This window comes from Mesorhizobium sp. P3_A10 (genome assembly GCF_056403175.1).
Window position 1 is genome coordinate 323,342 of the sequence record NZ_JBFUFZ010000007.1, and the last position, 18,688, is coordinate 342,029.

At 60.4% G+C, this 18,688-nt stretch carries 17 protein-coding genes; 11 read left to right on the forward strand and 6 right to left on the reverse strand.

Going from position 1 to position 18,688, the window contains the following annotated elements:
- Window positions 1-75 precede the first annotated feature (75 nt).
- The gene (locus tag AC1DXU_RS25455; protein WP_477373512.1) at window positions 76-267 is read right to left on the reverse strand and encodes an SDR family oxidoreductase; all 192 of its coding nucleotides are present in this window, start codon (window positions 265-267) and stop codon (window positions 76-78) included.
- Window positions 268-802: 535 nt separating this feature from the next.
- Here AC1DXU_RS25455 and AC1DXU_RS25460 point away from each other — a divergent pair.
- The 9 genes from AC1DXU_RS25460 (at window position 803) to AC1DXU_RS25500 (ending at window position 6,309) form a co-directional block, all read left to right on the forward strand.
- Entirely contained in the window at window positions 803-1,144 is a 342-nt protein-coding gene (locus AC1DXU_RS25460) for a low affinity iron permease family protein (protein WP_477373394.1), read from the forward strand.
- On the forward strand, window positions 1,141-1,428 hold the full coding sequence (locus AC1DXU_RS25465) for a hypothetical protein (protein ID WP_477373396.1): 288 nt from the start codon (window positions 1,141-1,143) through the stop codon (window positions 1,426-1,428). Before AC1DXU_RS25460 ends, AC1DXU_RS25465 begins: the two co-directional genes overlap by 4 nt.
- A gap of 111 nt (window positions 1,429-1,539) precedes the next feature.
- The gene (locus tag AC1DXU_RS25470) at window positions 1,540-1,803 is read left to right on the forward strand and encodes a YMGG-like glycine zipper-containing protein (RefSeq protein ID WP_477373398.1); all 264 of its coding nucleotides are present in this window, start codon (window positions 1,540-1,542) and stop codon (window positions 1,801-1,803) included.
- A gap of 386 nt (window positions 1,804-2,189) precedes the next feature.
- Window positions 2,190-2,681 (forward strand): YidB family protein, encoded by a 492-nt coding sequence (locus tag AC1DXU_RS25475; RefSeq protein WP_477373400.1) that lies wholly within the window; start codon window positions 2,190-2,192, stop codon window positions 2,679-2,681.
- 85 nt (window positions 2,682-2,766) lie between these two features.
- Window positions 2,767-3,096: a DUF4112 domain-containing protein gene (locus tag AC1DXU_RS25480; protein ID WP_477373402.1), complete on the forward strand. Its 330-nt coding sequence runs from the start codon at window positions 2,767-2,769 to the stop codon at window positions 3,094-3,096.
- An 89-nt stretch (window positions 3,097-3,185) separates the two neighbouring features.
- Entirely contained in the window at window positions 3,186-3,437 is a 252-nt protein-coding gene (locus AC1DXU_RS25485) for a GlsB/YeaQ/YmgE family stress response membrane protein (protein WP_477345419.1), read from the forward strand.
- Window positions 3,438-3,841: 404 nt separating this feature from the next.
- On the forward strand, window positions 3,842-4,318 hold the full coding sequence (locus AC1DXU_RS25490; protein WP_477373404.1) for a YciE/YciF ferroxidase family protein: 477 nt from the start codon (window positions 3,842-3,844) through the stop codon (window positions 4,316-4,318).
- Window positions 4,319-4,635: 317 nt separating this feature from the next.
- The gene (locus AC1DXU_RS25495; protein ID WP_477373406.1) at window positions 4,636-5,487 is read left to right on the forward strand and encodes a PRC-barrel domain-containing protein; all 852 of its coding nucleotides are present in this window, start codon (window positions 4,636-4,638) and stop codon (window positions 5,485-5,487) included.
- 207 nt (window positions 5,488-5,694) lie between these two features.
- Entirely contained in the window at window positions 5,695-6,309 is a 615-nt protein-coding gene (locus AC1DXU_RS25500) for a DUF2062 domain-containing protein (protein ID WP_477373514.1), read from the forward strand.
- A gap of 192 nt (window positions 6,310-6,501) precedes the next feature.
- Here the strand turns inward: AC1DXU_RS25500 and AC1DXU_RS25505 are convergent, their stop codons facing one another.
- Window positions 6,502-7,908 carry an FAD-binding oxidoreductase gene (locus AC1DXU_RS25505; protein ID WP_477373408.1) on the reverse strand — a complete coding sequence of 469 codons (1,407 nt, stop codon included), beginning with the start codon at window positions 7,906-7,908 and terminating at the stop codon, window positions 6,502-6,504.
- Window positions 7,909-8,006: 98 nt separating this feature from the next.
- Between AC1DXU_RS25505 and AC1DXU_RS25510 the strand changes: the two genes are divergently transcribed.
- Window positions 8,007-9,038, forward strand: a complete 1,032-nt coding sequence (locus AC1DXU_RS25510; RefSeq protein ID WP_477373410.1) for a GlxA family transcriptional regulator — start codon at window positions 8,007-8,009, stop codon at window positions 9,036-9,038.
- Between the two features lie 124 nt (window positions 9,039-9,162).
- Here the strand turns inward: AC1DXU_RS25510 and AC1DXU_RS25515 are convergent, their stop codons facing one another.
- From AC1DXU_RS25515 to AC1DXU_RS25530, 4 genes are all read right to left on the reverse strand, one after another.
- Entirely contained in the window at window positions 9,163-10,416 is a 1,254-nt protein-coding gene (locus AC1DXU_RS25515; protein ID WP_477373412.1) for an adenylate/guanylate cyclase domain-containing protein, read from the reverse strand.
- Window positions 10,413-10,802, reverse strand: coding sequence for a response regulator (locus AC1DXU_RS25520; RefSeq protein ID WP_095081778.1), 390 nt, complete (start codon window positions 10,800-10,802; stop codon window positions 10,413-10,415). The genes AC1DXU_RS25515 and AC1DXU_RS25520 overlap by 4 nt, the downstream gene beginning before the upstream one ends.
- A complete protein-coding gene (locus tag AC1DXU_RS25525) occupies window positions 10,799-15,547 on the reverse strand; it encodes a GAF domain-containing protein (RefSeq protein ID WP_477373414.1) in 4,749 nt (1,582 codons plus the stop codon). Before AC1DXU_RS25525 ends, AC1DXU_RS25520 begins: the two co-directional genes overlap by 4 nt.
- Before the next feature lie 219 nt (window positions 15,548-15,766).
- Window positions 15,767-16,060, reverse strand: coding sequence for a hypothetical protein (locus tag AC1DXU_RS25530; RefSeq protein WP_477373416.1), 294 nt, complete (start codon window positions 16,058-16,060; stop codon window positions 15,767-15,769).
- A gap of 19 nt (window positions 16,061-16,079) precedes the next feature.
- Between AC1DXU_RS25530 and AC1DXU_RS25535 the strand changes: the two genes are divergently transcribed.
- The gene (locus AC1DXU_RS25535) at window positions 16,080-17,657 is read left to right on the forward strand and encodes a LuxR C-terminal-related transcriptional regulator (RefSeq protein ID WP_477373418.1); all 1,578 of its coding nucleotides are present in this window, start codon (window positions 16,080-16,082) and stop codon (window positions 17,655-17,657) included.
- The last annotated feature ends 1,031 nt before the right edge of the window (window positions 17,658-18,688 follow it).

The window sequence follows — 18,688 nt, forward strand, 5'->3', positions numbered from 1 at the left end:
GCCGGCCAGCGTCGGCTCCCTACCTGCCAAGCGAAACGCCGAGAAAAAGAGCAAAGAGTGGCGATTCCTGCATTGCTATCTAACCAAACAATTTTCACTTGGTATGCGATTTTCGAGTTTCTCCAGCGGTTCCGGATCTTCCCACAGCTCCCGCGCGAACTCCGTCTTGACGAGTCGTGGCGCTAAGGAATTGACGCGAATACCCTTCGGACTCCACTCAACCGCCAAAGTGCGCGTCAGTTGGATCGGCGGAGCCTTCGAACCCATAGCCACCGATGCCCTGTACCGCGCAGGGCGGCAATGCTCGAAATCATTATCACCGATCCGCCTCCAGCGTTTGCGATATGAGGAAGCGCCGCCTTGCACAGCCAAAGCTTGCCCTGCAGGCTGACGCAGGACCAAGGTCTGACTGCGAGACGCAATGGTCTTGCGGATCGTCCTGCCCGGAACAGCCACTCCCTGCGCTCGTTGTTCAATGCAGATGGCAGGAGGAACCTATGGATAGAAGTGTTGGCCAAGCGCGTTGGCTTCTCGCGCCGATTTTTGCGGTGGCCATCACGTTTCTAATGATTGGAATATCCGTTGGCTGACGAACCCAACATCTGCTTGGCCCCTTGCTGCGCTGAGAGGATTCTCCTGCAGCGGAAAATGGCGATCGAACCCTCTGTCCTGACTGGTGAGCGTGGGGTGAACTAATGTTTCGAGACAACGAAGTCCGCTTCCGGGAGGCAGGCTTACTCGCGGCAGTGCCAATCTGCGTTGCCCTCGCTTCCCTGATTGCCTTGTTGACCGTGGCGACGACATGAACCGCATCCTTTTCGCAGCTGCCGATTTTCTTTCGCGGCCACCGGGCTTCTACGTCATCACGATAGCCATGGTGGCATGCACCGCCCTGGTGCCCTTTGGCATGACTAATGTAGTTACCTATGCGCTTTCAGTAGCGGCCATCGTGATCACGGGCATCGTCCTTATTCAAGGCTATCGAGACACAGCCGCCATCCACGCCAAACTCGATGAGATCATCGTTTCACTGGATGAAACCAGAAACGATGTCGTCGGATTGGAGCACGCTGAGCCGGAGGAGATCCGGGAAAAGCTTATCCTGCTCGAAGAAGAAGCGGCAAACCGAGGACAGCGATCATGAGCGTCTCTGGCCCAGCAGACGACGTGGCCATATCGGTCGACCCCGTCACGCCATCTGCCCAAAGGAAACGCGCACCGTGGAAGCGTGCCAAGCGTCTGGCTAAAGGCGGGTGCGAGTGTGTTGCGCCTGTTCCATCTGAGGAGAAGTCCTTTCGTGTCTTCTTCCTGTCGCGGGAAACCGGCATCGACCCCGATCAAGCCCGCGAGCTCGTCGATAGCATTGAACGAGACGGTGCTGCGTTGGTGAACGCCGCACGCCGAATGAAAATCAAGCCCAATGACTGACGAAGGCGGCATGCCCGATCCGACTTTCGCTTGCTGGCAGCGGGCGTCGTTGGATCAAAAAAACCGGTCGCGCATTTAAGTCATGGCTAATAATGGCCTAAGGAGGAATCTATGAAAAAGACACTTCTTGTCTTGAGTCTACTTATCCCGCTCTCAGCATGTTCGCGCACCGAACAGGGCGCTGCCGTCGGCGGATTGGGCGGCGCAGCAGTCGGTGCCGCCGTGGCAGGCGACCCAGTCAAAGGCGCGGTTGTTGGCGGCGCAGTTGGTGCGATAGCCGGGGCGGTCATTGGTCACGCCAGCGAAGCCGGCCAGTGCAGATACCGCGATAGGTATGGAAGAGTTTACGTGGCTCGGTGCCCGGACGGCTACTGATTTGGAAGGCGCGTGATCCGCTACCATCACGCGCCTTTTCCAAGGCAGATGAGCAAATGGCATTTACCGTCAAGAAGCTGCTTATTTCTGGTGCGCTGTAGCTGATGCCCTGGAGTTCGCGACCGCGATCTCAGCCGCCTATTAGCGGTCGGCGCGTTGAACGTGGGCAAGGCGCAAATCTGTACCTTCTCGGATGGAGCCAATAGCTCGTTGCGGCAGCCCGCGATCCACCACATTTTAGCGCAAGCGTAACGTCGTAGCGGCCCTCTCATCTCAGTCGGACGCCCCCGGACAGCGCCGCAACGATACCAACAACATTAGATCGTCGCTCGCGGAACCTTTGTGAACCTGAGCCCTTCCTCCATTGAACCGTGGAGGAGACCAAAATGGCAAATCTGGGAAGATTGGCGATCGCGATGCTTGGCGTCTTAGCGTACCAGAATCGCGACAAGATCGGCGACATGATCCGTGGGGTGGGAGATCGAAATCCAAACGACCCGCAAGGCGGGATTCTGGATCAGATTTCGAATGGCGTCTCGGGGACAGCCCTTGGTGACATCTTGGACCGATTCAGGGGGGCAGGGGCAGGCTCGAAGGTCGATTCTTGGGTTGGCACCGGGCCAAACCAGCCTATCCAGCCGAGCGACGTGGAAGCGGCAATAGACGAAGACACGCTGACGTCCCTTTCAATGCAGACCGGCCTTTCGCGCGAGGAACTCATCAGCAGGATAACCCGGGATTTGCCCGAGGCGGTCAACGAGATGACGCCAAATGGTAACTTGCCCCCTGAGCCGACACGAGGCTCGGATGAGACGACACTGCTTGATGACGTGCCCATGCGTAGGCCACAAAATTCAACCGGCCAGAGCGATGTCTAGAGCAACAGCTCTAGTCCGGGGCGATTTGTTAAATCGCACACGTCTGGCCGCTGAAACGAGCCGGGAAGGCCATCGCGATTCTGAGATGGCAAGAGCAATTGTCGAGTTGGATTTATTGGCCGCATTGCTTGATTCCCGCTGGCGCATCCCAGGAACATCAATTCGTTTTGGACTGGATGCCCTGGTGGGTCTGGTACCCGTACTGGGAGATGTGGCGACGGGTCTGGTCTCGGCATATATCGTCATGCGAGCCCGAAACTGCGGTGCTGGAAAGGGCTTGGTCGCCCGCATGCTAGGGAACGTGCTGCTTGATACGGTTGGGGGAAGCGTTCCTATTCTCGGTTCAATCTTCGATATCTATTTTAAGGCCAACAACCGCAACATCCGACTGCTTCGTCGCCACCTCCAGAGGTAGGCGGAATCTGGCAGTTGCACCCGCGGAACTTTATTGGCTTATGGCACGTTCTCCGCCGAACCAATTTAGGTTCAAGGAAAGGGGAAAACATGGAAAATCCAGGTGTTGGTTGGATAGCGGCTATCGTCATCGGCGGTATCGCCGGCTGGCTCGCCGAGATGTTCATGAAAAGCAATATGGGCGTGCTCATGAACATCATTTTAGGGATCGTCGGCGCCATCGTAGCCAACGTCCTTCTCGGGCTGCTGGGCGTATCATTGACCGGCTGGCTTGGCTATCTTGTCGCCGGCTTTATCGGTGCATGCATTTTGATTGCCGTCGCTCGAATGATTAGACGCTGATCCAATAATCGAGCTTGCACGTTCTTACTCGCGATTGAGGCGCGTGGTCCTAGGGATCACGCGTTTTCACAACCCTCTTGCGACGCTCAATCCCTCGGGTTCAGGTCGACTTCGCAGTCCTCCTGAGCTGTCCAAGCCAGCTTTTGAAGCCCCTCCTGTAGCTCGCTCGGGCAGGGCAAGTCTAACCTTGGTGGAGTTGTTGTGCTGGTTGCGGTACACCCGCGAGCACAGCGCTGACCGCATTAATGCTGGGTCTTCGGCTCTGACCAGGCAGTAAGCTGTCGCAATTCGCCTATAAGCCAGCGTGACACCAGCAGGACGTGCCACGGCCAAGTGAAAGGCACGGAACCTTTTACCTTGCCCGCTCTTTCACCGGAAGCCAATTCGGGCCAAGGAGTACTGCAATGAAAACTCTAGGCGATATTTTCGAGCATACCCTCCAAGACATGTATTACGCGGAGAACGCGATTACCAAGGCCTTGCCCAAGGTGGCTGCGGCCGTGAAGGACACCAAGCTAAAGAAAGCAGCCGAGGACCATCTCGAGGAGACGAAGGGGCAGATCAAGAAGCTCGAGCAGGTGTTCAAGTCGATAGGCATGAAGCCGTCTGGCGAGAAGTGCGACGCGATTGAGGGCCTCATCAAGGAAGCCGACGGGCTGATGGATGAGGCGTCAGGGACGGCTCTCGATTCCGGCCTGCTGGCCGCCTGCCAGGCAGTCGAGCACTATGAGATCTCCCGGTACGGCTCGCTGCGGGAATGGGCAAAGGACCTTGGGCATGATGAGGCGCACAAGTTGCTCAGCGAGATCCTCGACCAGGAAAAAGCAACCAACAACAAGCTGACGAACCTCGCGGTTACATCGATCAACAGGACAAATTGATCCTCAGGGCTTTTATGGCTGCGGGCAGTTGATCCGAGCCTCTGGGGATGAGCATAGCGCCTCCAGGCGCCCGATGGAGTCGGTCGCCTCACTATGCACCTCACGATATGCATCTCACGATGATCAAGCTGAGGGTGGAAGGGTGCGCCATCCTCCGCTCCCAGAAAGTTGCATTGGGAATGCATTCGGCCAGCGAAAGGAACCGTGTCTCACCAAGCCCGTTGTGAAATGGCAAGGTGCCGCGTTCGGCCAACGGTTGCAATCAGTTAAGTCGAACGCGGCGTGCATCAACACTTAACGCACAAAGGAAACGTAACATGCTCCGCAAACTCTTGGCTACCACAGCAATAGCCACGCTCCTCACAGCCGGTGTGTGGGCCACGGGAGCCACAGCCGAAGATGCTACAAAGCCCGCCGCAACGACGACAAGAACTGCGGCGCATGCGACAACGGCGGAAGGAACCCTGGTCACTAAGATCATTGGCGCCGACGTCTACGACAGTGCCGCTGACGATGCCGCGAAGATCGGCGATGTGAAAGACATCGTCATCGCCAACGACGGCAAGGCCAAATATATTGTCATCGGCGTCGGCGGGTTCCTGGGCATTGGTGAAAAGAACGTCGCTTACGATTTCAGCAAGGCCGAATGGGTCGAGAAGAAGGGTGAACGCTGGCTGGTCGCTAAGACCAGCAAGGAAGACCTCACCGCGCAGCCCGACTTCGACCTCAAGGCTTACGACACGACGGCTTCGAATGCCGCCGCCTCGGCCAACAACGAACCTGCAGCTACAACGACCGACAACACAGCAACAGCTGCTATCGACAAGGCGTCGCTGACCGAGCTGCCGGTGGACAAGATCAGCACCAATGACTTTGTCGGCACCACTGTCTATGGCGCTGATGATGCGAAGGTCGGCGAGATTGGCGACGTGGTTCTGAGCACAGACAAAAAGGTTGATGCCGTGATCGTCGACGTCGGCGGTTTCCTCGGCATGGGCGAAAAACAGGTGGCCGTGGGCCTTGAGAAGCTGAAGTTCATGGCCGACAAGGACGGCAATCGCTATCTCTACACCAATTTCACCAAAGACCAGCTTGAGGCGCAGACCGCTTATGACAAGGGCACCTATGCCCAGAATCGTGACAAGCAGCGGATCGTTATCAGTCAATAGTTGGAAATGGCCCGCGCCCTAACCGGCGCGGGCCGTCCATCAGGTGGACTTGAAGTCATTACTCACAGGCAAGGCGGTGCCCGATCGTACTTGCAATCCTCGACGCGGCTCTTGGCTGATCCAAATTCAGAACAAGCGGAAAGGTTGCTTTTCAACGAGACGACATCAATCGCATCATCTTCAGACTGCGTTTTAGGTGGGCAAGGGATGCTCTTTAGACGCCGAAATCCTGATGGTCTCTTCGAGCGCTTACGCACTTATGTGTGGCCGCGCCGGTCGTTCTCACGCTCGCTTCAATATTTTTCAAAGCGCATTCTGCGCCTGAATGCCACTCCACACGCGGTCGCGGCTGGGGTAGCGGCTGGCATTTTCGCGTCATTCTTTCCGGTGGGTTCCCATTTCGCCATTGCCGCCATTGTGTGCTGGCTCATCGCGGGAAACATGGTGGCAGGAGGTTTAGGAACATTCGTCTTTGGCAACCCGCTGACCTTCCCACTTGTTGCGGGAGCGTCGTGGGAGGCCGGCAAGATCATGTTGAACGGCCACGTGCGAAACGGCCCGCCAGCGCATCTGAGTGAGATGCTCCAAGCCCATTCAATTTCGCAACTGTGGGAACCGGTGCTAAAGCCGATGCTGTTCGGCGCGGTGCCACTGGGGTTGATTTTTGGCCTGTTCTTTTATGGCATCACGCGATGTGGCTTAACCGCCTTCCGCGAACAGAGGCGTAAGCGACTGGCCGAGAAGGGGAGCCGCCCCCTTGAGGAGGAAGACATCGCGTTGTCGCCCCCTATGCCTGCTCGACACCGCCGTTCCGGCGGGTGAATTGCGGCGGGCTTTTTCTTTCATTGAGAAATGGCGGCTTCGCGCCTGATTTCGGTCGTTGCGGGCAGATTTGCCACTGATTGAAAGCGGACATCGCGGCGACCACGCTGGTCGTCGCTCGCGAACTCAGCGCGATCAAAGCCACCACGGCCGAAACGAGAGTCCCCGCCGTAGCCCGATTTGGATTGTGCGTCAGTGCATTGGCAGAATGTTCTGGTTCAGGCGGAACAGATTGTCCGGATCGTATCTGTGCTTGATCTTGGCGAGCCTCGCGTAGGCCTCGGCTCCAAAGGCGTCGCGCACGAGATCCGCTCCTTCGCCATGGCCGGGGAAGTTCAGATAGAGGCGGCCGGTCGAGTAGCGCTGCATGTCCTGCCAGAAGCTGCGAACCCAGCCGATGTTCGCATGGTCCTCGTCAGCGCCTAGCCAGATGGCGTCGAGGCTGAGCATGAAGGGCATGGAGCGGTCGCCGAAGGCAGTTGCATCGGCTGCAACGCGCTGGACGAAACCGCCGAACTTCCAGATCGAGGCGAAGGTCATTTCGGAGGGCCGCTTCACCATCCGCGCGGTGATCCCCTCGATGACTTCGTCGCCGAGGTGCGAGAGGTAGGTGGATTTCCAGTAGCAGCGGTCGCGGCCTTTCGGGAACAGCCCGTCATAGAGCGACTGGATGGTGCGATACGGCATGCGGCCGCTGAAATCCACGAGCGGTTCCCCAAAGCTGCGCAACGGCGCCACGACCCGCTCGCCCTCGTCGGCCGGTCCGTCATAGACATGCGCGAGCGCCAGGACGCGCCGGCCCCTTGCGTGCTCGGGAATCGAGGGATCGTCGGGCAGGGTGGAGAACTCGGCCAGGCCGCTCAGGCGGTCGGGTGCGGTCTGCATGAAGTCGCGCCAGAGTGGAATGACCTCGTTGGCGCGCTCTTCGGGATAGGCCGGACCGCACAACATCAGCTCCGGTTCGATCGAGTGCAGCTTGAACTCGAAGCTCGTCACCACGCCGAAATTGCCGCCGCCGCCACGCAGCGCCCAGAAGAGATCCGGGTTCTGCGTCGCGTCGGCATGGATGAGGCGGCCATCGGCGGTCACCAGATCGGCGGCCAGCAGATTGTCGACGCTGAGGCCGTGGCTGCCGCGCAGCCAGCCGATGCCGCCGGAAAGCGTCAGGCCGGCAACGCCCGTCGCCGAGATGAGACCCCCCGGCGTGGCGCGGCCAAGCGGGGTGGTGGCCGCATCGACATCGGCCCAGGTGGCGCCGCCCTCGACGAACGCACGGTCGAGGTCGGGCGCGACCCGCACGCCCTTCATAAGCGACATGTCGATCATCAGCCCGCCGTCGCAGACGGCGTAGCCTGCGACATTGTGGCCGCCCGAGCGGATCGCGATCGCCAGCCCGTTTTCGCGCCCGAAATTCACCGACGCCACGACATCGGCAGCATTCCGGCAGCGGGCGATGAGGGCGGGACGGCGGTCGATCATGCCGTTCCAGACGACCCGAGTCGCGTCATAGGAAGGGTGCGACGGCTCCAGCGCCTCGCCGCGCAAGATGGAACGGAAGCTTTCGATGCTCGATGATGCAAGGGTAGCGGTGGCGGCCATGGGGCGGTCTCCTCGTTTCACGCACGCACGCACGCATGCTAGCGCGGCGCGGGCACGGCCGCTAAAGTCGAAAATGCTGGAAGGCGGTCATTTCTGCCATGATTGAACAGACCAGACCATTGAATGTGGCGATCCTTGCCGCTCCGGAGGCTACCGCCTCCACGATCTACGGCATGTTCGACTTGTTTTCCTCGCCCGGCAGGGATTTCCTGTTCATCACCAGCGGAGCCGCAGGCACGCCGCGCATGCGGCCCTATGTGGTTGCCGGGGACGGCAGCCCGTTTCGCGCAGCAAACGGCATCTGGGTGCGCCCAGACCACGGCCTTGCCGATTGCCCGCCCCCCGACATCGTCTGTATTCCAGATTTCTTCGTCAATCCGGGCGAAAGCGTTGCCGGGCAGTATGATGCCGAAGCCGCCTGGCTGAAGCGAGCGCATGACGACGGCGCCATGCTGGCCAGCGCATGTTCTGGCGCGGTGCTGCTCGGCGAGGCCGGGCTGCTCGACAATCGCGAGGCCACCATTCACTGGGGCTATGTCGAGACGCTCACGAACAACTATCCCGGCGTTAAGGTAAAGCCGGGCCAGTCGCTCGTGCTGAGCGGCGAGGCCCAGCGCATCGTCATGGCCGGGGGCGGCTCGAGTTGGCAGGATCTCGCCCTCTATCTGATCGCGCGCTTCGTCAGCCTCAGGGAGGCGATGGAGGTCGCCAAGGTCTACATGCTGCAGTGGCACGATATGGACCAGCAGCCCTTCGCCGCGCTGATGCGGTTTCGCCAGACCGACGACGCGGTGATCAACCGCTGCCAGAAATGGGCCGAACGCAACTACCGGGCGCCCGCGCCCGTCGCCGCAATGACCAAGCTGTCAGGCCTGTCCGAGCGCTCCTTCGTGCGCCGCTTCGCGAGGGCTACGGACATGAAGGCGATCGACTACATCCACGCGCTCCGGCTCGAGCAGGCCAAGCAGCTGCTGGAGACGGGCGATCTCCCTGTCGAAGCAGTGGCCAATGAAGTCGGTTACGAGGATGCGAGTTTTTTCGGGCGGCTCTTCCGCCGCAAGGTCGGGCTGACGCCGGCAAAATATCGCATTCGCTTCGGTGCACTCCGGCGAGCGCTGAGCCGCGATTGAATCTCGTCGCGACGCGATGCCGATATTCCGCTCTGCGCCGCTTGTCGGCCGTTGAGGGCACCTTTGCCACCTCGTGAAATCAGACATTGCCGGCGACGAGGCGCGGTCGCGACAGGCGCTAAGATCAGTCGAGGCTGATCCGCGTTCCCTTGGCGCCGTTGAGCAGCCGCTTGAGATGGAAGCTGGCGAGCTGGTCGTCCGGACATTTGCCGATCTGCGCGGCGAAAGCCGTAAGCGCGGTTGCATCGCCGGCCTCCAATCTGCCGAAGGCTTCGAGATAGCTCGCCGTCGAAGGATCATCATACTGCTTTGACGACAATGGCTCGAACGCGCGCAGCGCCTCGGCCCTGCCGCGCAGCATCAGATCGCCGACCGGCCGTCCACGGAAGCCGTCGACCCTTGCAGCCGCGCTCCCGCTGACGCAGATACGCGTGCCCAGCTGCTTGTTGGCGCTTTCCAGCCGCGCCGCGATATTGATGGTGTCGCCATAGGCCGTGTAGTCGAAGAAGCGGCCTCCGCCGAAATTTCCGACCAGCGCCGGACCTGCATGGACGCCGATGCGGGTCGTACCGACCGTGACGCCCTTGTCGCGCCAGCTATCGCGGAACGATTGCGACAGCGCGTCGAGCTGGAGCGCGCAGGCAACCGCGCGCGCCGCATGGTCCTGCTGCTCGCCAGGCGCGCCGAACAGCACATGCAGCGCATCGCCGACGATCTTGGCTACGGTGCCTTCATGCGCGAACACGACGTCGGTCATGCTGGCCAAATAGTCGTTGAGGAGCGCGCCTAGCGTGGCAGGGTCGATCGTTTCCACCAGCGTGGTAAAGCTGGTAATGTCCGTGAACAGCGAGGCGACCTCGCGCCACTGCCCGGCTAGCGCCAACCCGTCGGCGTCGCCGGCCAGCCGCTCGGCCAGATTGGGCGAGAAGTAGCGCGACAGCGATGCATGCGCGCGCTCCGCGACCGCTTGCCGCCGATGCGCCTCGTGCAGCACCTCGCGATGCTTCAAGGTCTTGGCGATCGTGGTCTCCAGGTCGGCAAAGTCGATCGGTTTAGTGATGAAGTCGAAGGCGCCGCGGTTCATCGCCGTGCGGATGTTGGCCATGTCGCCGTAAGCGGAGACGATGACCGTCGAAAGCTGCTGCCCCTCGGCCTGCTGCAGCTTTTCCAGCAGCGACAGGCCGTCCATACGGGGCATGTTGATGTCGCATAGCACCATGTCGATGTCGCTGTTGCCGTCGATGACGGACAGGGCGTCCATACCATCGCTGGCAAACAGGAAAATGACCGCACCGTCGCGGATCTGACGCCGGAACTTCTGGACGATCAAGACCTCAAGATCGGGCTCGTCGTCGACCACGAGGATGCGCGCCGTCACGCCACCATTCCCAGCCGGGTTTCGATCTGTTGCCTGAGCGCCGAAAAGTCGATCGGCTTGGTCAGCAGCGCTTCGGCACCGTTCTCCAACGCCTTGCTCTTGGTTTCGGCGTCGCCATAGGCGGTGATCATGATGACCGGGACGTCGGGCCGCAGCACCTTGATCTTCGGCAGCAGCTCGAGCCCGCTCATGCCGGGCATGTTGATGTCGGACAGCACCAGGATCAGTGTCACCCCTTCGGCGTGGTCGATTTGCTCCAACGCATCGACCGCCGATTGCGCGAACTCCATAGTGAAGCGGCTGGCTCGGATGTCGCGGCGGAACTGCTGGCGAAACAGCGGCTCGACGTCGGGCTCGTCGTCGACGACCAGGATGAGGAGGCTCATACTTCACCTCCCGATTTTGCGAGCGAGGCCGCAACGCGCGGCAGCACAATCCGGAACTCGGTGAACTCGCCTGGTTGGCTGTCGACGTCGATCGTGCCGGCATGCTGTTTGACGACGATGTCGTGGCTGAGTGACAGGCCGAGCCCGGTGCCCTCGCCGGCTGGCTTGGTCGTGAAGAATGGATTGAACATCTTCTCCTTCACCTCCGGCGGAATGCCGGTGCCGTTGTCGCGGATCCTGATCTCGACACGGTCGCCGAGATTCCTGGTGGTGGCGGAGAGCGTCGGCTCATAGCCCGCGCCATTCGCCGCGGCGCTACGCTTGGCCGTTGCATAAAAGCCGTTGGAGATGAGGTTGAGAAGCACCCGCGTGATCTCTTGCGGGTAGAGATCGACATCCCCCGCCTGCGGGTCGAAATTCCGCGTCATGGTGATGTTGAATCCTGGCTTTTCGGCGCGCGCCCCGTGGTAGGCAAGGTTCAGGCTCTCCTCCACGACGGCATTGATTTCGATCGGATGATGCTCTCCTGAACCCGCGCGCGAATGCAGCAGCATGTTCTTGACGATGGAATCGGCCCGCTTGCCGTGCTGGACCACCTTGTCGAGATTGCTCTTGAGCATGCCTGTCAGCTCGGCGACCTCTTCGCGCACGGACGCCTCCAAAGGCGCTCCGGCCAGTACATTGCTCAAATCATCGATGAGTTCGCCGGAGAGGGCTGAGAAGTTGTTGACGAAGTTGAGCGGGTTCTTGATCTCGTGGGCGATACCGGCGGTCAACTGGCCGAGTGAGGCGAGCTTCTCCGTTTGCACGAGGCGGTCCTGCGCGGTCCTCAGATCTTCGAGCGAGCGTGATAATTCGCGGGTACGCGCCTGCACTTCGTCGAACAGCCGGACGTTCTCAATCGCTATGCCGGACTGGTCGGCAAACGTCTCGACGAGCTCGATCTGCCTCGGCGTGAAGTCCCGCACCTGTGACCGCGTCAGCGCGAACACGCCGACCGGTGCGCCTTCGCGCAAGATCGGAACGCATAGAATGGTCCGGTAGCCACCGAGCTTCTGAAGCTGCGTTGCCCCGTAGTCCGGGTCTGCGAGCACGTCCGAAACGTGAACGGCGCGGGCTTCGAGGGCCACCCGTCCGGTGACGCTGTCGCGACTGGCGGCGAAAGGATTGGCTTTGGCGAAAACCGCGGCTTCAGGCAAATTGCCGTACTCGGCCGACCACCGGTAGAGATCGCCGTCGCGCTTGAAGATGACGCTCGTGTCCGCGTCGCACAGCTTGGCCGCTGATTCCGCCAGCGTGTCGAGAACCGGCTGCAGGTCGAACGTAGAGCGGCTGATCGCCTTCAGCACGTCGGCCGTCGCCGTCTGCTGCTGTAGCGACTCGCTCAATTCCCCCGTGCGGGCCTGTACCTCGTCGAACAAGCGGACATTTTCAATGGCGATCACCGCTTGGTCGGCGAAAGTCTCGACCAGCTCGATCTGCTTTGGCGAGAACGGTCCGGGCGCCTTGCGCATGACCAGAAGCAACCCCATCAGCTCCGTACCGCGCAGGAGCGGAACGCCGAGGATGCAGCGAACGCCGCGCTGCCGCGCCACGTCGGTGAAGGTGAACTCGGGATCGGCTTCGAAATCCGGTACGTGAACGGTTTTCTGTTCCAGCAGAACGCGCCCCGACACCGATCCGCGCCCCGGCTGGCGCATGATCTTGGTATGGGCACGGGCCGCTTCCGGATCTCGGCTGAAGGTCGTGGTCCACTGAAATCCGTCGTCGACCAGACGATAGAAATCGGCAATGTCCGCGTCGCAGAGATGCGCGGCGGACTCTGCCAGGGTGTCAAGGACGTTCTGCAGGTCGAAGGCCGACCGGCTGATGACCTTGAGCACGTCTGCTGTCGCTGTCTGCTGCTGAAGCGACTCGCTTAGCTCCGCAGTCCGAGCCTTGACCTCATCAAACAGGCGGACATTTTCGATGGCGATTACGGCCTGGTCGGCGAAAGTCTTCAGAAGTTCGACTTGCTTAGCGGCAAGAAAGCCCGTCTCAGCACGCCCGACTGCTATGCAACCGATAGGCAGGCCGTCACGCAGCATCGGCACGGCGACAGCACTGCGCAGGCCCGAAAAAGCCGCCGCGGCGCGATGCGTGAATTCACTATCCAAGGTGAGGTCCGGGATCTGCGCCACGTCAAGATATAGAATTGCCCGTTCGGCAGCGCTGCCGCGAGTAGGTGCCACGGGAAAGGTGTTGCGCACGATCTCGACGCTTTCTTCGGTGATGCCGTGATGCGCGACGAAATGCAGAAGCTCGCCGTCAAATCTGTAGACAAAGCAGAACTGCGCCTCGCATAGACGGGCGGCGCTTTGCGCGATCATATTAAACACTGGCTGCCCATCGGTGGGCGAGCGGCTGATAACGCTAAGCACATCGCTGGTCGCCGTCTGGTACTCCAGCGCCTCTGTGGCCTCCCGTGTCCGCTGCTGCACCTCCTCGAAAAGGCGGACGTTCTCGATCGCAATTACGGCCTGGTCGGCAAAGGTCTGGACAAGTTCGATCTGGCTATCGGTGAAGGGCCCGGGTTCAGGTCGCGTCATTGCGAAGACGCCAATTACCGATCCTTCGCGCATGAGCGGTACACAGAGCACAGCCGAATAACCTCCGAGTCGCGGAGCTTCGGGAAGGCCATGTTCTGTGTCCTTGGTAACATCCGGAATATGGACGACTGCCTTGTCGAGTGCTGTTCGGCCGACCCAGGATTGTCGGCTGATCGGACTCGGATTCGCCTCTTCATACGCGCGATACTCCGGGGTTTGGTCGTAGCCTGCCGCAAGCCGGAAGACATCGCCGTCGCGCATAAAGATGCCAGACGTTTTCGCACCGCAAAGCCTCACAGCAGAATCGATAAGTGTCTGCAGGACGCTCTGCAGGTCGAATGCGGAGCGGCTTATGACCTTGAGCACATCCGCGGTCGCGGTCTGCTGCTGTAATGCTTCGCCAAGCTCGGCGGTGCGAGCCTGCACCTCTTCGAAGAGCCGCACATTGCCGATCGCGATGACGGCCTGGTTGGCGAAAGTTTTGAGAAGGCCAATTTGGCTGTCGCTAAAAGGCCGCGCCTCGATGCGCCGGATCATGAGCGCTCCGATTGCTTTTCCTTCCTGCAACAGCGGAGTGGCGAGAATCGCACGAAAACCGAGACGTTGAGCCATCGTTCGGGCAGTTGCAAACTCCTCTCCAGCGATGGTCAAGTCGTGAACGTGGACCGGCACCCGATCCAATACGGCGCGGCCGGTAACGATGTCGCGCGCGACCGGCAAGCCAGCACTGTCAATCGGAATCGGTCCGTGATGCGCTCCCACAGCCAGCCTGTCGGAGCGCAGCAGATAGATGGTTGCGTCATAGGCGTCGCAGAGCCGAGCCGCACTTTCAGCGACGGCGTCCAGCACAGGCTGAATGTCCGTAGGAGACCCGGCGATCACTTGCAATATTGCGCCGGTCGCTGTCTGCTGATCCAGCGACTCGGTCAGCTCACGATTGTGCCCCTCGACTTTCTCGAACAGCCGGGCATTCTCGATGGCGATCACGGCCTGGTCGGCGAAGCTCTCGACCAGTTCGACTTGACGCGGTGAAAATAGCCCGATCGTGCGCCGCGCCATGCCGAATACGCCGATGGTCTCCTCACCTCGCTTCAGCGGAACAGAAAGTACTCCGCGGAAACTGCCGATGATTGCGGCTTCCGGCCTTTCGTATTCCGGGTCTTCAAGCGCGTCCGCCACATGGATCGTCAATCCCTCCAGCGCGGCGCGGCCCTGGAACGTCCCTCGTCCCACGACATGTGGGTGGGCCCGTTCGTATGCATGCAGCTCAGCAGCCTGCCCGCCGCCTGCCATGAACCGCAACGTATCGCCAACGCGCAGCGTGATTGCGCCCATGTCGGCCGCGGCCAGGCGTATTGCAGAGTCGACTAGCGTCTGCAGTACCGGTTGGAGATCGAAGGCCGACCGGCTGATTGCCTTGAGCACATCGGCGGTCGCGATCTGCTGCTCCAACGCCTCGCCGAGGTCGCGCGTACGCGCCTGCACCTCGTCGAACAGGCGCACGTTCTCGATGGCGATGACCGCTTGGTCGGCGAAAATCTTGAGCAGCTTGATCTGCTTCTCGCTGAAAGGCTTGACCTCGATGCGCCTGATAACGAGCGCGCCGATCGCTTCCGTGTCCCGCATTAGAGGTGTTGCGAGCATCGTGCGGTGGCCAAGCTTTTCGGCAAGTGTTTGGCTGACAGGAAACTCGGCACCTGCTACCGCTATGTCGTTGACATGCACAGTCTTGCAGTCGGCGAAGGCGCGACCGCAGACCCAATCGCGTCCGACCGGCATCGGTTCGAAGTCGAAGTTGATGGGGCCGTAGTGCGCTTTTGGGAATAGTGTCCCGTCTCGCGCTAGGAAAATGCCGGCGTCGTAGGTGTCGCAAAAGCGCGCAGCACTCTCCGCCACGACCTGCAGGACGGGTTGGATGTCGGTCGGCGACGCGGCGATCACCCTGAGGATCGCACTCGTCGCATTCTGCTGCTCAAGGAGATTGGCGACCTCCGCAGTGCGTACCTGATTCTCTTCGCGCGCCGCTGTCAACTCGGATCGGAGCGAGCTGATCGTCATCACAGAGTCGGAGTCGGGCCCTCCCACCGAGGTGCTCCTGTTTTTTCTCTGCTCAGTGTCGGCTTTGGCCAGCCCAGCGTCAAGTTTGGCGATCTGCAACGTCCGTTCATCACGCAGAGCGGCCGCTTTGGTGATGCACCTGAGCGCCGGTTTTCGGAGCTATTGCAGATAGGAATACGTCCGAGATGCGGTCGTCGGCGGAGTGTCTGCTTCTTCTCGCCTTGACCTACAACCGGTCGATCAGCTTCCGGCCGCCTTCTCCTGAACGTTTGTGCTCATGTCTCAATTCTGAAACCGAGTACCAGCACAACTTGGCGATCAGCCTGCGATGTCGCATTGAAGTCGGTGGCCGACCGGGACGATCTCATAGCCGATATCGATCAATCGGAATTTCATCTCGTCGAAATGCCGCTTTGAGCCGCTGACTATCAATTCAGGCGCGTAGTCCCAGCCGTTGCGAGCAGCACTGGCCAGGATGTCGGCATAACCACGCATGCTGGCGATTTTCACATCGGACTCCAGCAGCTGCCTACATCCGCTTGCGGAGGACGACGACGGGGCGGCGGAAAAACCCAGGATCGCGTATGCCAGCACTCTTGCAACAGGACGCATCGAAAACTCCCTTGGCTGATTGCAGCGTGTCGCTGCAGGCAATGACCTTGCATCTCGTTCGCCTGCGGTGGGATCGTGCAGGTGCCGTATTCTGCCTCCTGCATTTGTAGTATTTTGCTGCGGTAGCAGTTGTAACCGTGCCTATCCGATGGCAGGGAACTTCTTGATGAGCCGCATCGCGACGTCTTCACCGGCCGACGCGCTATCGGACCGCGAGCGCGCGGTGGCGGAGAAGTTTGCCTCCGGACTGACCTATCGCGAGATCGGCGAGGCGCTGTTCATCGCCCCTTCGACCGTCCGCACCCATCTGGCCGCGATCTATGAAAAGCTTGGAGTGCGCAACAAGGTGGCGCTTGCCTCCCATATCAACGCCGTCGCCGGCCAGCAGCCAGTCGGCTCCGCTTTGCCCGACACATCGCCGGTGCTCGCCATATTCCCGATTGAATGCCTGAATTCGGAACAGCGCTGGCGCCGCTTTGCCGACGGCCTGTCGTCGGACATAACCATCGACCTGGCACGCTACGCCGATGTGCCAGTTATCGCCTTCCACACCATGAAATCGCTGGACAGCAAGCCCGCCGACTTCGCCGCCAACGGCAAGGCGCTTGGCGCCACCTACATCGTCTCGGGCCAACTGCGCGCCGACGAGCGGCGGGTCCGGTTGTCGATAGAGCTCGCCGACGCAGGCAACGGTGTCAGCCTGTGGCGCGAGCGCTACGACCGTCCGGTCGAGGACATATTTACGCTGCAGGACAGCCTGACCGAAAGCGTCATCAATGTGATCGCCGGCAGCTACGGAGCCCTTGCGACGGTCGGTCGTAACGCGATTCGCCGCAAACCCCCGGCCAGTCTGCGGGCCTACGACTGTTATCTGCTTGGTGTTGAACAGCAAGACACATTCAGCCGCGCTGGAACTGCCGAAGCGATACGCCTGTTCTCACGCGCGCTGGAGCTTGATCCCACATTAGTCAGAGCCTGGACCGCGCTTGCCTACACCTACTCGATCGAGGGTGCCAACGGCTTCAGCGACGACGCGCAAGGCTCGATCGAGAACTGGCGGACGGCGGCTGAAACTGCGATTCTGCTCGATCCGATGGACAGCCTTGCCTGCAATTGCCTTGGCGATCTCAAGGGATGTCTCGGTGACCTCGCAGGAGCGGAGCGCGCGTATCGCCGCGCCTTCGAATATGGCTCCAACCATGCTGATACGCTGGCGCTACTGGCCGGCAGCAAGGCGCTGGTCGCTGGCGATCCAGCCGAGGCGATGCCGCTTATTGAGCGCGCCATGCGCCTCAATCCGTTGGCCCCACCTTGGTATTTCGGCATGCTGGGCCGTATCCTGTTCACGGCCGGTAGGCACGGAGAAGCCATCGCGGCGCTGCGCAGAAGTACACTGGATTCTCCTAACGTGCTGCTGTTTTTGGCATTGGCGCATGCGGCCGTGGGCGAAACCGCCGAGGCGGCCAGGACCGAAGCCCGCTTGAAGGCTGAGTTCCCGGACTTTTCTGTCGAACGTTTCATCAGGAGCTATCCCGTGACCAGCCCCGCAGCGGTGCACGCCATTCGCCACGCCGCCCAACTGGCAGAGCGCGAGTGAGGGCTTTTGAAGCACCCGACTCGAGCTGAAGGCGATGGCAAGCCATAAAAGGCCACACATCGGAACCAGTCCCCCTACCGATCAGCGTCTGCTTTCGCAGGGCGGTTCTCGAAAGCCGCCCGACCTGAATCGGCCTATTGCAGTCATCCGACAACTGTCGGTGAATGAACGCTGCTTAGATGAAGCAGGCGCCTGAATTTTCCGTTTTTCTGTGGGGAAATCTGTGGGGTGTCGGGAGAAACAAACACCTAAGTGTCTGTTTTTTCTGGTCGGAGTGGCAGGATTTGAACCTGCGACCCCCTCGTCCCGAACAATGCCGTCTGAGCTCGTGACCTGTACACGATTTTTCGTTTCAGCTGACAGATCGACGTGCTTAACCTGGCTCCATTCGCGGTGAGACAAGTCAGACGAAAAGCATAAGGATTCTGATTAGCTCATTCTGCCCCACTCTTAAAGGTGACCATTGAAAAGGTTCAATTTTTGCTCCCCGGCTAGGGGCACCACTTCTCTACTGGAAATGGCCTATTTCCAGTAGGATAAAGGAACACGGTGGATCTTGATCCACCCAGAAATCCACCTTGGACTGCCTCGTTGGCACCCTCTATGACGGGTCGAGTCCAGCCTGGACCTTGGCCGACAAGGCGAAGGCATCCGTCATCAGATTGACCAATCCCGCTTACCCCATTTGCCGGCCTCACCACCTCTAAGCGCGAACGTCTGGTGTGATGCCTGATACAAAAGCACCGCCACGGTGGCGTCAGCCGGTTACACAGGGCAGGAAATATCTCCGGCCTTCTGGGAGTGGCGTATCAGCGTCCCAGAGACTGCGTGGGCGTGTCGTCGGTTGGCTGTTAGCGCGGCGACTGGAACGCTCCACGCCTGGCAAGCGCGATAGCGAAATATCGTGAGGGCAAGGTCAAGCTGCGTTCTCCGTTCCGTATCGGCGACCGGCAGAGACTGGGAGAGATGGATACCATGCACGTGAGGCGTCTGGAAGTTGGCCGGACATGGACGCGGGGCGGCCCGCTGAG